Annotated in this window: 14 protein-coding genes; 6 read left to right on the top strand and 8 right to left on the bottom strand. The window is 71.4% G+C overall.

The window, feature by feature from the left end:
* Positions 1–36 precede the first annotated feature (36 nt).
* Positions 37–600, bottom strand: coding sequence for a YceI family protein (locus tag ABZ857_RS02485; protein WP_357036270.1), 564 nt, complete (start codon positions 598–600; stop codon positions 37–39).
* Between the two features lie 98 nt (positions 601–698).
* Here ABZ857_RS02485 and ABZ857_RS02480 point away from each other — a divergent pair, with 98 nt between their 5' ends.
* Positions 699–1,196: a MarR family winged helix-turn-helix transcriptional regulator gene (locus ABZ857_RS02480; protein ID WP_357036267.1), complete on the top strand. Its 498-nt coding sequence runs from the start codon at positions 699–701 to the stop codon at positions 1,194–1,196.
* 138 nt (positions 1,197–1,334) lie between these two features.
* Positions 1,335–2,369: a thermonuclease family protein gene (locus ABZ857_RS02475; protein ID WP_357036264.1), complete on the top strand. Its 1,035-nt coding sequence runs from the start codon at positions 1,335–1,337 to the stop codon at positions 2,367–2,369.
* A gap of 9 nt (positions 2,370–2,378) precedes the next feature.
* Here the strand turns inward: ABZ857_RS02475 and ABZ857_RS02470 are convergent, their stop codons facing one another.
* Complete coding sequence (locus ABZ857_RS02470) at positions 2,379–2,879, bottom strand: SigE family RNA polymerase sigma factor (RefSeq protein WP_357037373.1); 501 nt, start codon at positions 2,877–2,879, stop codon at positions 2,379–2,381.
* 274 nt (positions 2,880–3,153) lie between these two features.
* Between ABZ857_RS02470 and ABZ857_RS02465 the strand changes: the two genes are divergently transcribed.
* On the top strand, positions 3,154–4,152 hold the full coding sequence (locus tag ABZ857_RS02465) for a hypothetical protein (protein ID WP_357036262.1): 999 nt from the start codon (positions 3,154–3,156) through the stop codon (positions 4,150–4,152).
* Between the two features lie 2 nt (positions 4,153–4,154).
* Positions 4,155–4,985 carry a MauE/DoxX family redox-associated membrane protein gene (locus ABZ857_RS02460; RefSeq protein ID WP_357036259.1) on the top strand — a complete coding sequence of 277 codons (831 nt, stop codon included), beginning with the start codon at positions 4,155–4,157 and terminating at the stop codon, positions 4,983–4,985.
* A gap of 106 nt (positions 4,986–5,091) precedes the next feature.
* Here the strand turns inward: ABZ857_RS02460 and ABZ857_RS02455 are convergent, their stop codons facing one another.
* Positions 5,092–6,273, bottom strand: a complete 1,182-nt coding sequence (locus ABZ857_RS02455) for an ATP-binding protein (protein WP_079320107.1) — start codon at positions 6,271–6,273, stop codon at positions 5,092–5,094.
* 379 nt (positions 6,274–6,652) lie between these two features.
* Positions 6,653–7,528: an aldo/keto reductase gene (locus tag ABZ857_RS02450; RefSeq protein ID WP_357036256.1), complete on the bottom strand. Its 876-nt coding sequence runs from the start codon at positions 7,526–7,528 to the stop codon at positions 6,653–6,655.
* Between the two features lie 80 nt (positions 7,529–7,608).
* Between ABZ857_RS02450 and ABZ857_RS02445 the strand changes: the two genes are divergently transcribed.
* A complete protein-coding gene (locus ABZ857_RS02445) occupies positions 7,609–8,274 on the top strand; it encodes a DNA-binding response regulator (RefSeq protein WP_357036253.1) in 666 nt (221 codons plus the stop codon).
* Positions 8,275–8,284: 10 nt separating this feature from the next.
* On the opposite strand, the gene ABZ857_RS02440 is transcribed toward ABZ857_RS02445, so the two are convergent.
* The 4 genes from ABZ857_RS02440 to ABZ857_RS02425 form a co-directional block, all read right to left on the bottom strand.
* Positions 8,285–8,632, bottom strand: a complete 348-nt coding sequence (locus ABZ857_RS02440; protein ID WP_357036250.1) for a hypothetical protein — start codon at positions 8,630–8,632, stop codon at positions 8,285–8,287.
* A 16-nt stretch (positions 8,633–8,648) separates the two neighbouring features.
* Entirely contained in the window at positions 8,649–10,217 is a 1,569-nt protein-coding gene (locus ABZ857_RS02435) for a radical SAM protein (RefSeq protein ID WP_357036247.1), read from the bottom strand.
* Complete coding sequence (locus ABZ857_RS02430) at positions 10,214–10,507, bottom strand: hypothetical protein (RefSeq protein ID WP_357036245.1); 294 nt, start codon at positions 10,505–10,507, stop codon at positions 10,214–10,216. The genes ABZ857_RS02435 and ABZ857_RS02430 overlap by 4 nt, the downstream gene beginning before the upstream one ends.
* A 572-nt stretch (positions 10,508–11,079) precedes the next feature.
* A complete protein-coding gene (locus ABZ857_RS02425) occupies positions 11,080–11,913 on the bottom strand; it encodes a prolipoprotein diacylglyceryl transferase family protein (RefSeq protein ID WP_357036242.1) in 834 nt (277 codons plus the stop codon).
* Positions 11,914–12,113: 200 nt separating this feature from the next.
* On the opposite strand from ABZ857_RS02425, the gene ABZ857_RS02420 reads away from it, so the two are divergent.
* On the top strand, positions 12,114–12,959 hold the full coding sequence (locus ABZ857_RS02420) for a M15 family metallopeptidase (RefSeq protein ID WP_357036239.1): 846 nt from the start codon (positions 12,114–12,116) through the stop codon (positions 12,957–12,959).
* The last annotated feature ends 329 nt before the right edge of the window (positions 12,960–13,288 follow it).

Below are 13,288 nucleotides of genomic sequence, written 5' to 3'. Positions count from 1 at the left end.
ACAGTGTGGATATCCCGCCTCAGCCCCCGCCACAGGCTACGCCTGACGGACGGCCTCGCCCTCGATCTCGATCTTGACCTTCTTGCCGACGAGGACGCCGCCGGTCTCGAGGGCCTGGTTCCAGGTCAGGCCGTACTCCTCACGGTCGATCTCGGCCTCCGCGCCGAACCCGAAGATCTCCTGGCCCCACGGGTTGTTGGCGGCGCCGTTGAACTCGACCTTGAGCTCGACCTCCTTGGTCACGTCACGGACCGTGAGGTCGCCGACGAGCGTGAACTCGTTGCCCGACAGGTTGCTCACCCGCTTGCTGCGGAAGGTGATCTCGGGGAACTTGTCGGCGCTGAGGAAGTCGTCGCTCCGCAGGTGGCCGTCGCGGTCGGCGGCGCCGGTCTCGATCGTGCCCGCCTTGATGACGACGTCGACGCTGGAGTCGAGCGGGTTCTCGGCGATGACGATCTTGCCCTCGTAGTCGGCGAAGTGGCCGCGGACCTTGCTGACCATCATGTGCTTGACGACGAAACCGACACGCGTGTGGGCCTTGTCCAGCGCGAACTCGCCGGCCGTCGGGACCTTCAGGCCCTCCCACTCACGGATGCTCATGGCTGCTCCCCAGATTGTTGCTGCGCGGATGTCTCACTCAGCAAATGTCTACCGGAAAAATATTCCTCGCGTCAACTATCGTGCCGTAGACTTGGACCATGGACCCATTCGACGACCCGCGGCTCACGGCGATGGGCCTACTCGCGGAGGTCTTCACCGGACTGGTCGTCAAGACCAGCCCCACGCTGGCCGCCGCCGGACTTTCCGAGGTCGACTTCGAGACACTGATCCGCCTTGCCCGTTCGCCCGAGCGACGGCTGCGGATGAGCGACCTCGCGGCCCAGACGTCGCTGTCCACGAGCGGGATCACCCGCGTGGTCGACCGCCTGGAACGTGACGGGCTCGTCGAACGGCATGCCTGCGCCACCGACCGCCGCGCCTCGTACGCCGTGCTGAGCGAGGTGGGGGCGGAACGGCTGCGGACCGTGCTCCCCCAGCACGTCGAGGACATCGAGACCTGGTTCACCGGGCTGCTGACCGAAAACCAGCTCGCCGACTTCCTCAAGGCACTGCGCGTGATCCGCGACGTCGTACGGCCCTGCGCGACCGCCGGCGTACGGGAGGTCAACAGGGCTCCGCGGGCCAAGACGGGCTGAGCCGCACCGGAATCGTGATTCGAGGGACCTGACCGGACGGACTGGCGTAAACGATCGTTTTCTGGTGGACTCCATAATCCAGGAAACGGCTCCACGACAGCCGACGCAGTCCCCCGTACCCGAGCCCATGGAGCGCCCGTGCGTTTCCCCTCACACGCACTCGCCGTCCTCGCCACCGCGGCCCTCGCGGTTCCCGTCGCCGCTTCCACCTCCGCGTTCGCCGCGGCCACGGTGACCCCGAGCCCGAGCCCCACACCCTCGCAGACGCCCGCCGCGACGAGCCCGAGCCCCAGCGCGAGCCCCAGCGCCAGCCCCGTCCCGCAGCCGACGGTCACCGTCACGAAGACGATCACCCCGAAGGCGACGAAGAGCACGGCGGCGAAGACGACGAAGTACACGCGGCCGAAAACCGTGCCGAAGGACGCCGTCCAGGTGACGGTCAAGAAGATCGTGAGCGGCGACACCGCGGATGTCGTCACCGCCAGCGGCAGGACCGTACGGATCGGCCTGCTGGACGCGGAGGCCCCCGGCAAGGGCGCCTGCTGGTCCGAGGAGGCGTTCGCCCGGCTGATGACCCTGCTCCCGCCGGGCAAGCCCGCGTACGTCCGGGCCGCCGAGCAGGTGCGCGAGAAGGGACGCATCCTGATCTACCTGTGGTCGTCCACGGGCGTCTACGTCAACGGCGACATGGTCAGGAACGGCCTGGCCCAGCCCGGGATCGCCTTCTACGAGCACAGCTACACCGAGTGGCAGTGGCAGGAGCAGGCTCGCGCGCAGACCGCCAAGGTCGGGGTGTGGTCGGGGTGCTGGGCGCCCGACGCCTTCGGCAAGCAGAACAGTGTCCAGGCCCCGCCGGGGGCCGACGACGCCCTGACCCCGGCGCCGATCGAGCCGGCGGACGCCTCCCTGGCCCCGCCCGGCACGACGTACTCCCCTGAGCCCATTCCCCCGGGGAGCACCTTCGGCCCGGTCGCCACGGTCAGGCCCTCCCCCTCCCCCAGCCCGAGCGCAAGCCCGAACCCCAGCCCCAGCCCCGGCGGCTCGACCGACCCCAGGTACAACACCTGCGAGGAGGCGAACGCCCACGGATACGGCCCGTACTACCGCGGGACCGACCCCGAGTACGACTGGTACATCGACCGCGACGGCGACGGCAAGGTCTGCGAGACGTGACGCGGCGCGTCAGTTGACCCTCTTGCGAGCGTCGGGCACGACGAGGTCGCCGCGCAGCTTGGCCATGCCCCGTGAGACCGAGCTCTTGACCGTGCCCACGCTGATCCCGAGGGTCCTGGCGATCTCGGGCTCGGTCATGTCCTCGTAGTAGCGCAGCACGATCGCCGTACGCTGCCGCGCGGGGAGGCGGTCGAGCGCCTGCTCCAGCTCGTCGTACCGGTGCCGCGCGTCCTGCTGCACCGGTACGTCGGGGAGCTCCTCGGAGGGGTATTCCTCCAGCTTGCGCCGCCGCCACCAGGAGATGTTGATGTTCACCATCGCCCGTCGCACGTAGCCGTCGAGCGACGACCGGTCGCGGATGCGGTCCCACGCCTGGTACGTACGCGCGAGGGCGGTCTGCAGGAGGTCCTCGGCGTCGCTGGGGTTCCCGGTCAACTGGTTGGCCACGCGGAGCAGGGCCGCCCCGCGAGACTGGACGTACGTGCGAAACTCCTCATGGTTCACGATCAGGGATCACCAACCCGGCCAGAGAGGCATCTCGTGCCAGAATCGCAGCCGCGCCCCCGGATCCGGCTGAACCGAAATCCAGGTTTCGCACCCGCCTGGGCAAAGACCGGGCAAGCCGGTGGCGGCCCGTGGCGCATGCCGTACGTCCTGTCGGGCGGTGGTTTGCCCGAAACGGGTGGCAACGCCTTGCACCGGGAGGAGGAATATTGATCCCGGACGCCACCATCGCCCGGAAAACCACCTCTCCATCCCCGTCCGGCATGTGAGGCTGGAGAGCGTGGAAGGGGCGATGCCGTACCGGGCCGGGGAGCGTAGGCGGAAGCTGGCGGCGGCGGTTCTCGGCCGCGACCCCGGGCCCGCGCCGCGGTCGCCGGAGGAGACGCAGCCGTACGACGTGGTCAGCGGCGACCTCCTCGACGTGAGCCCGCACCTGATCATCCTGGAGACCGCCGACGGCGAGCAGCGGCGCCTGGTGATCGCGCCGTGGGCGACCGCGTGGCGCGGGGGCGTGGTGGCGCCCGCCGATCTGCCGGCCGGGGCACGGGTCGTCGTCCGGGCGCTGCGCGGCGGCACCGTGGCAGAGCGCATCTGGGCCGACATCACCCGCATCACCGGCGTCATCCGGGAGGTCCGCGGCCGGCGCGACCTCACCATCGAACTCGACTGCGGCCCGCATCGGCGGGAACGCTCCATCGTCGTTCCCTACCGCGCCTCCGGGCGGATCCGGGTGCGGCATCCCAAGCTGGAGCCGGGCTACCTGTTCGACGCGATCGGGCTGCTCGACCAGGGCACGTCGTTCGCGCATCTCCCGGCGACCTCGCAGCCGCCGTACCGGGCCACTGCCGTGCCCCCGCCTCAGATGACGTACGGAGGAGGCCAGGCGGGCATCTCGGGCACCGCCGTGTGGGCGGACTTCGCGGATCTCACGAACCTCGCGGACTTCGCGGACTTCGCGGAGGAGGGCATCGCGGAGGGCGTCGCCTATCCCATGCTCGAACGCGAGGACGCCGGCTGCGACGACACCGGCGTCTCCTGTGCGGGCCTGCCATACCTCGCGCTGGGCTCGCTGCTGCGCGTGCGCAACGTGTGCGACGGCCGGGCGGACGCACTGCCGATCGTCGCGTGCGGGTGCCTCGCGGGGCGGTTCTGCGACCGATGCCTGGAATGCGGCACGTCCCCGCGCGGCAGGATCGTGGAACTGGCCGCGTCCTCGTACGTCGCGCTCGGAGGAGACTTGACCAAGGGCTGCTTCAATGCCCGCGTCGGATTGGGGTGACCGTGCTTTCGACCATCGCGGCTGCCGCGCTGCCGATCCTCGTGGTGACGCTGGCGCTGGGCGGCGTGGCCAAAACGGCCACGGCCGGGCGCGAGACATCGCCGGGCGCTTTGGCCCGGCTCGGCCCGGCGGTGCTCATGCCCGAGCGCTTCGCCAGGGCCGCAACGTACGCCTGCGCGCTTGTCGAGTTCGCGCTGGCGGCCGGCCTGCTGGTCGTGGATCACCCGGCCGCCCGGTGGCTGCCGGTCGCGTTCTTCGCCGTCGCGACGTACGTGCTGTGGGACCTGCGCAGGCGGCGGCCGGACGTGGGGTGCGGCTGCTTCGGTGACGTGAGCGACGCGCCGGTCGGGCTGCGGTCGATCGGGCGGGCCGCGGCGCTCACCGCGATGGCGGCCCTCGTCGCGGCCGTGGGCGTCACAGGACTGCCTCATGTCACCGTGGAGACGGCGCCCTGGATCGGTGGAGGGGTCGCCCTGCTGCTCGCTCTCTCACCCGAGATCGACGAGGTCGTCTCCCGCCTGCGTCACCGGGCGCCGTGCGAGCAGCGGCCGATGCCGCCCGGACGGGCGCTGTCGCGCCTGCGGGGCAGCGGGGAGTGGCGGGTCCACGCCGGGTCGCTGCTGGCGGACGAGCCGTCCGACATGTGGCGTGAGCTGTGCTGGCGCTTCTTCGTCTTCCCCGCACAGGGCGACGCGGAGGTCGTGTTCGCCGTGCACCTCAGCGGCCGGCGTCCCGCCGTACGCGCCGTCGTGGTCGGCGCCGACGGCCGCGTGGCCGCGACCGACGATCGCGGCGACGCCTCTCTGCGGGAATCTACGCCTGTATCGGCCTGACGCTATACATGCGTAGATTCCCGCATCGAGGACTTTCACTTCAGCTCTCTACGGCTCTCTAGCTTCCCCTCTAGAAAGCCGTAGAGAGGTCGATGGGCACGCCGCTTCAGAGCGGCTGCGCACGGAGGAACCTCCCGAAATGCGGAACGGTGAACCCGATCACGCCGCGCTCGGCGCTGTAGATCAGGCCCTTCTTGATCAGGCTGTCGCGGGCCGGGGACAGGCTCGACGGCTTGCGGCCCAGCGCCTCGGCCACCTCGGCGGTCGGCACCGGGTCGTCGCCGAGCTGGGCCATGGCGTGCATGTAGTCCCGCTCGGCGGGGGTGGCCCGCTCATATCGGCTGCCGAAGAAGCCGACCGCGAGCTCCTCCTCGGCCTCCGGAGCGGACACCTTGATGTCCTCGGCCGTGATCGGGCTGCGCGGGGCGAAATCCCAGGCGACCTTCCCGTACGCCTGGACGAAGTAGGGGTAGCCGTCGGCCGCCTCGTACAACGCGTCGAGCGCGTCGGGCGTGAACTCGACGTCCTCCCGGGCGGCCGGGGCGATGAGCGCCAGGTCGGCGGCGTCCCGGTCCAGCCGGTCGATGCGCGCGTACCGGAACAGCCGCTCGGAGTAGCTCTTGCTCGCCGACAGCACGCTCGGCAGGTGGGGCAGGCCGGCGCCGACGACGATCAGCGGACCGCCGTTCTGCGACAGCTCGTGGCAGGCCGCACACAGGGCCGAGACGTCCGGCGCCTGCACGTCCTGCATCTCGTCGATGAACAGCGCGATGCCGACGCCGAGGTCCGTCGCCACTCCCGCGGCGTCCACGAACAGCTCGGTCAGGTCGATCTCCAGGTCGCCGGAGTCGGCCCGGCCGCGTGCGGCGGGCACGTCGATGCCGGGCGACCAGTGCGAGGTGCCCTTCGCCGCGGCGGGATCGCGCATCGCGAACGCCTTGAGCACGCCGAGGAACTCCTCGATGCGCTCGGGGGCGCGGTGCCGGGGGGCGAGTTCCCTGATGGCCATGTGCAGCGCCGCGGACACCGGGCGGCGGATCGACTGGTCGGGCCTGGCCTCGATCTTGCCGGTGCCCCACAGCCGCTGCATGGCCATGGACTTGAAGGTGTTGAGCAGGACGGTCTTGCCCACGCCGCGCAGGCCGGTGAGGACCATGCTCCGCTCCGGGCGGCCCCGGGCCACCCGCTCCAGCACGATCTCGAACTGCTGCAGTTCGCGGTCGCGTCCGGCGAGTTCCGGGGGGCGCTGGCCGGCACCGGGGGCGTAGGGATTTCGCACGGGGTCCACGCTCTCGGACTTTATGACGGGATATAGCGGCCGTCGTAGATTTCCGTAGAGAGCGCTACGGCGTGTCGCCCGGCGCGCCCGCGGCACGCACCGGCCGGCGGTGGGCGGAGCCTGAACCGGGACGACCGGGACGACAGCGGGCGGAGCCGGGGAGGGCACGACCGGATCGAAGGCCACGGGAACGGCGACAGCCGGAACGGGGGCGGCGGACACCGTGGGCACAGCCATCACACACCCCTTACCTGCCGGGACTCGACCGAACCCGTGTTCGATCCGATGGCCATGACTGTAGCGCGTCATCGAACACCTGCGCGAGCTTTCCGCGAAAGCTCCGTCAAACGCCGTCGTTCCGCAGCTCACACAGGCCCGGCACCGCGACCTAGTCCTCCAGGGCGGCGAAGTCCTCCGGCGTCAGCCGGATCCCTCCCGCCCGCATGTTCTCCTCCAGGTGGTCGAGGGACCCCGTACCGGGGATCGCGAGCAACGCGGGCGAGGTCGCCAGCAGCCACGCGAGCGCGATCTGTGCGGCGCTGGCCTCGTGACGCTCCATGACCGCCGCCAGGCGCGCCTGGTCGATGGGCCGCCACCCGCCGCCGAGCGGGAAGAAGGGCACGAAGGCGATGCCGTCCTTCTCGCACCGGGCCAGGAGCTCGGCGTCGCCCCGGTCCTGCACGTGGAAGCTGTTCTGCACGGCGGCCACCGGGGCGATCGCCCGCGCCTCGTCCAGCTGGGCGGCGTCGACGTTGCTGAGGCCCAGGTGCCGGATCAGCCCCTCCTCGCGCAGCTCGGCCAGGGCCGCGAACCTGTCGGAGATCGACTCGCCGCCCGGGGGGTTTATGCTGCCGACCCGCAGATACACGAGGTCGAGCCGCTCCACGCCGAGGGTGCGTAGGTTGTCCTCCACCAGCCCGCGCAGCTCGGCCGGGCCGGCCTGGCCGCTCGGCACGCCGTTCTCGTCGAGCAGGGGGCCGACCTTGGTCGCGATCACCAGGTCGTCCCCGTACGGCGCGAGCGCCCGGCGGATCAGGTCGTTGGCCGCCACGCCCTCCCTCCGGTAGAACCAGGCGGTGTCGATGTGGTTCACGCCCAGCTCGACGGCGCGGCGCAGCACGGCGACGCCCGTCTCCGGGTCGCGGACGGCGCCCTGGAAGGTGCCGGTCGGCAGCCGCATGGCCCCGAAGCCGAGCCGGTGAACGGGGAGGTCGCCGCCGAGGAGGAACTCGCCGCCGAGCGCGGCGTTCGTGTTGGTCGTCATGCCCTCAGCCTCGTCCAGCCGGGGCCGGCGGCCAACGCGGTGGCAGCAAGCTGCCACCTCCGGCGAGTCATAATGGGCGGGTGACAGCCGATCAGGTCATCACCGTCCACGGCGACGCGGAGCTCGTGGCCCGGGCCGGTCATCTGTTCACCGGCGTCCGGCACGAGTTCGTGTGCGCGGCCCGCGACCTGGACACGTGGTCGCAGCCCGAGGCGCGGCAGGCCGTCGTGCGCCGGATGCCCAGCCCCGGCACCCAGGACTTCGCGGTCAAGAAGCTGCTCAGCCCCTCCGCCCTGGCCGGCGAGGCCGCGCGGGCGCACCTGCGCGAGGTCATGGCCCACGGCGTCGAGGTGCGGATCAGCTCCACGCCGCTTCCGCACGAGACGATCGTCATCGACCGGCGCGTGATGATCCTCGCGGGACGCGACGCGCCCGGCCCCCGAGAGTTCACCGTGACCTCCTCGCCCACGCTGGTGGAAGGCGTGTACTCCCTGTTCGCGGCCGCCTGGGACACCGCCACCGAACTGACCGCCTACCTGCGCGGCGACGCGCCGAACCTCGACGACGACAGCCGGGCCGTCCTGCGCGCGCTCGGCGCGGGCTACACCGACGAGACCGCGGCGCGGCACCTCGGCCTGTCGTTGCGTACGTACCGCAGGCGTGTCGCGGAGCTCATGGCGGTGCTGGAGGCCGGCTCACGGTTCCAGGCCGGGCTGCGCGCGGGCGAACTCGGACTCACGGGATAGCCGGGCGCGTTCAACGGGACACGTGCGGGAGCACGAGGGCCGCCGCGGCGACCAGGGCGATCAGTCCCAGGTAGGCGAGGACGAGCCGGGTGTCCCTGAGATAGCACTTGCTCCTGGTGAGCCCCGCACGGCGGGCCCGCCAGTATCCGGCGAATCCCAGGGCCGCGAACCCGAGCACGGCCCACGCGCCGAACAGCCAGGCGAGCAGCGCCACCGTCGCGTAGACGCACAGCTTCAGCGGATCGTACGGCTTGGCCTGCCCGCCATCGGAGGCACGGGCCGCCTCGGCGGCACGCGCCTGCTCGTACGCGACGCCGGTCGGCCGGTCGCCGGGTGCCGGTTCTCCGTCGGCGGTCACGGCCGCGCCGCGCCTCTCATGTGATCTCCAGCAGCGGGAGCCGTACGCCGGTGTCGGTCGCGGCGACGGCGGACAGGCGCTGACGCGCGAGCGCGGGCCAGGCCTGGACCGCGCAGAACGGCGCGCACTGGTCCTGGTCGGAGCGGGTGCCGACGTGGACGCAGCACTGCACCAGACGCTCCTCCAGCATCGTGGACATGTCCATGAACGGCTTGATCGTGATGCGGACGACCCGTTCCCCCAGCAACCGGCGCAGCCGCCGCTTGCGCCCGGGCAGGGCCGAGGACGCAAGTGTCAACAGGGTCGTCATCCCGAGGTCGCAGTTCTCGCAGATGTCGCGCCAGACCTTGCCGATCTCAGGGTGCGACAGCGACGACTGCTCCGACAGCAGGCCGAGCAGCGACTCCTGCACGGCCATGCGGAGCTGGCGGGGGATCTCGGAGTCGGCGATGCGGTTGGAGACGAGCCCGAGGTTCTCCTTGAGGCGGTCGTGCCCGATCAACGCGGTCAGCGAGCGCCACCGGTCGCCGTCGTCCTTGATCATGTAGCCGACCGAGCAGCAGTGCGGATGCGAGCAGGGCAGGGCGGTCAGGTCGCGCCAGGTGACCAGGCCGTCCGTCTGAGGACCGAGCCGCTTGAGCACCCCGGTGTGGGTGAGCCGGTCCATCGGGTCGATCGCCCCGGACCGCCCCGAGCCGAACTGCGGCTGGATCGAGACGCCGCCGACGTACGGCGTTTCGAGGGCCAGACGCACGACGTCGCCGATCTCGCCGTCGTTCACCCCGAGGGCGGCCGTCATGACCAGCGTGGTGAAGATCTCCCGCTCCGAGAGCCGCCGCAGCGCCTCCGCCTTGAGCCGCCGCAGGTCGCCGCCCCGGTGGTGCCGGGACGCCTCGGCCGACAGGCCGTCGTACTGCAGGTAGACCTCGACGCGCTCGCGGTGCTCGGTGAGCAGATCGAGCAGGGCGTCGTCCCGGGCCACCAGCAGCCCGTTCGTGTTGATCAGGATGCGGGTGACGGGCCGGGCCGTCAGCTCGGCGAGCAACTCGGGCAGGTCGGGGTGGAGGGTCGGCTCGCCGCCGCTGAGCATGAGCACGTCGAGACGGCCGTTCTCGCGCGCCAGGCGCTGGTCGACGTTGGCGAGCACCTCCCGGACCGGCACGATTCCCCGCAGGTCGGGCGAGGAGTCGGTGAAGCAGGTCGGGCAGCGCAGGTTGCACGCCTCCGCCACGTCCTCCAAGAGGATGCACGTGTGCTGGGTCTGCATCTCCGGCAGCCCCCGCAGGTACGCCTCCGGGACCGGGTCGAAGTTCCCCGCCACGTCGGGCAGATGCGCCTTGGTGGGGGCGGTCCACTCCTCCAGGTAGGCGAGGATCTCCGGGTCCTCGTCGTAAAGGGTCCTGACCATGCCGTGTGTTTGGCAGCCGCGCTCCAGGTAGACCCGGCCGTCGCGGGCCGCGAGCCAGCCGGACAGGCGCGGCACCTCCGACAGCGGACGGTCCGGCCGCTCGTCGTGGCAACGGGGGCAGAACGCGTTGACGTAGCGGAGGATGCGGTCTCCCCGCAGCGGCATCCCGGTGGTCACAAGGCACCGTCCGTGTAGAGCGAGGGGTTGACGCCGGTGCAGAAGCCGGCGGTGAAGATCGTCATAAGCGCCCAGCCGATCATCAGCCCCAGCCCGAGCCCCCGCGACCAGGGCTTACGGAGAAGGAGCAGCAGCGTTCCGCCACCGAACGCGATCACGGCCAGGATCACGGATCCCCCGATGAGCGCGACGTTCTTGTGATCGCTCGCGACTCCGTCCGCCGCCGCGAGGGTCGCGAGGAAGAGCACGAAGTTCACGGCCACGTAGGCCACGATCCCCACGATCGTCATCGCGACGACCACGCCGGTCGTGTTCTGGGTGGGGGACGGCGGCCACGGGCGCGGCGCCCCGCCCCCCGGGCCGTACGGCGCGTAGGGACCGGACGGACCGGGGGGACCTCCCGGGCCGGGGCCGTGAGGACCACTTCCGGGCGGCGTGTGGGGACCCGGGCCGTGGAACCCGCCGGGCGGCGGAGAACCCTGGGACCCGCCGGGGCCGGGCCCATGCGGCCCGCCCGGGCCCTGGGACGGCTGCCCGCCCGGACCGTACGGCGGTGGGCCGGCCGGACCATGAGGCGGTGGGCCGGCCGGACCGTGAGGCGGTGGGCCGGCTGGACCGTACGGCGCGCCGGGAGGCGGCGGCACGGGCGGACCCTGCGAGAGATCGCCCGGCTGGGGACCGCCCGGCTGCGGATCGCCCGGTTGGGGACCGCCCGGCTGCGGATCGCCCGGTTGGGGACCGCCCGGCTGCGGATCGCCCGGTTGGGGACCGCCCGGCTGGGGACCGCCCGGTTGGGGATCGTGCGGCTGGGGACCACCCGGTTGGGGATCGTGCGGCCGCTCGGGCGGCCCGGGGGGTGTGCTCATCTGTCCTCCTCGCCCGTGGGCGACAGCCGGGCGCCCAGTAACAGCGGTGGCCGCTCGCCCCGCCGGGGGAGCAGCCGATCGTAGAAGCCCTTGCGGTATCCGATCCCGAGGCGGACGGTGAGGAGCACGAGCCCCGGGACGAGGAACCACTGCGGGCGGGTCAGGTCGAGCCAGACCGTCTCGTTCGCCCTGGTGAACTCGACGAGGAACCGGAAGGCGGCGTACGCGCCCAGGTACAGGGTGAACAGCTCGCCCGGCCTGTCGACCCGGCTCCGCGCCCACAGCAGCGCGCCGAAGGCGGCGAGCTGGAAGACGGTCTCGTACAGGTACGACGGGTGCATGGCCTGCCCGGACACGCAGCCGGGGCATTCCGGGACGGTGGCGGGCGCGTGGACGCCCCAGGGCAGGCTCGTGGGCCGGCCGGGGGCCTCGGTGAGGAAGCAGCCGACGCGGCCGACGGCCATGCCGAGCGCGACGGCGGGCGCGAACAGGTCTCCGGTCCGCTCCCGGTAGCCGATCAGCCGTTTCGCCACCAGCACCCCGCCGTACGCGCCGGTCAGGCCGCCGAGGATGCTGCGGGCGCCGAACATCCACGCCTCGAGAAGGCCGGGGTTGAGCGCGGGGTCGAGATGCTCGGCCCATCCGGACAGCCGCATGCCTATCGCCCCGCCGACCAGCGCGCCGGTGACGGCGACGAGCGACTCCTCCCGCAGGGCCCCCCGGCGCCGCGCCTCAAGGACGAACACCACGCTCGCGAGGAGCACGCCGAGACCCACGAAAAACGCGTGGGTCGGCACGCTCACCCCGCCGAAACGCAGTTGCTCAAGCACGACGCCACCCTAGCGGCGGCCCACGACGATTCCGATCGTCAATTCGTACGGCTTGCACCCCTTCCATACGGCGATTCCGGCCAACGACTTCTGTGCGGAGAATGCGGCCGGCAGCCGGAGTTCTGTCCACAGGAGTCTCGCTGTCCACAGGAGCGTGCGCGGCCGCCGGCGCACACCTCATCCACGGGTAACCTGCGCCTATGACCTCCTTGTGGAACCGCAGGTCAGCGGTAGTGATGGCGGCTCTCGTCGGAATGACCGGCTGTGCCGGGGTCGGCGACGCCGGCGCGTCCGCCACCGCCCGGACCCGGGTGTCGGCGCCCGCCCCGGCGTCGTCGGCTCCGGACTCGCCCGCGTCTGCCACTTCCTCGGCCGCGCCGGCCTCCTCCGCATCCGTCACCCCGTCGTCCGTCACACCCTCGCCCGTGCCGGTCTCGCCCACGCCCGAGACCGGGCCCACGCCGAGCCCGAGCGGACCGCCTCCCTTCTCCGCCACGGTCGAGAAGGTGTCCCGCGACGACGTCCGGCACTCGTGGCGTCCGGGCTGCCCGGTTCCGCTGAGCGGGCTACGCAAGATCACCATGACCTACTGGGGCTTCGACGGCCAGGCGCACACCGGAACGCTCGTGGTCAACAAGAAGGTGGCCGAGGACGTGGCCTCCGTCTTCGGGAAGCTCTACGACATGCGTTACCCCATCCGCCGCATGGAGCCCGTCGACGTCTACAAGGGCAGCGACTTCGACTCCATCGAGGCCGACAACACCTCGGCCTTCAACTGCCGCAACGCCACCGGTTCCGGCAGCTGGTCCAACCACGCGTACGGCCTCGCCGTGGACCTCAACCCGCGCGAGAACCCGTACGTCTACGCGAACGGATCCAACGCCCACCGCAACGCGGACGCGTTCGTGGACCGGCCGCTCAAGAAGCCGGGTGTGATCAACAGTGGAGACCGCGTGGTGCGCGCCTTCGAGCAGATCGGCTGGGGCTGGGGCGGCTCCTGGTCGGGTGCCAAGGACTACCAGCACTTCTCCGTCAACGGCCGCTGAGACCGGGACCGAGACACCGGAAGGGCTCCTGGCCTACGGTTCTGTCCCACGTCTCTGTCCCACGTCGTTTCTCGTCGCTTCTCGTCGCTTCCGGGCGTCTCGCAGGTTCATGTGCCCTAAGGGTGCCCGGCCGCCGCAGGCCGTTCCGACGGGCGGAACCGTTCCCGGATCTGGAAGCTCCGTCCGGTCCCAGCAGGCAGCGGTGGTGTCCTCGGTGAAACCAGTGGCTCCAGGCCTAGGGCGTGTATTTGGTTGTGATCAAGGGGTGGTCCGGGTGAGGTCTTTGATCCAGATCATCGCGGCGCGGAGGTGGAGGCCGGCGAGGTAGC

This window comes from Microbispora sp. NPDC046933, from assembly GCF_040644635.1.
Lineage (GTDB): Bacteria > Actinomycetota > Actinomycetes > Streptosporangiales > Streptosporangiaceae > Microbispora.
The sequence above is the reverse complement of the archived record's forward strand: the minus strand, read 5'-3'. Positions and strand labels throughout refer to the sequence as shown.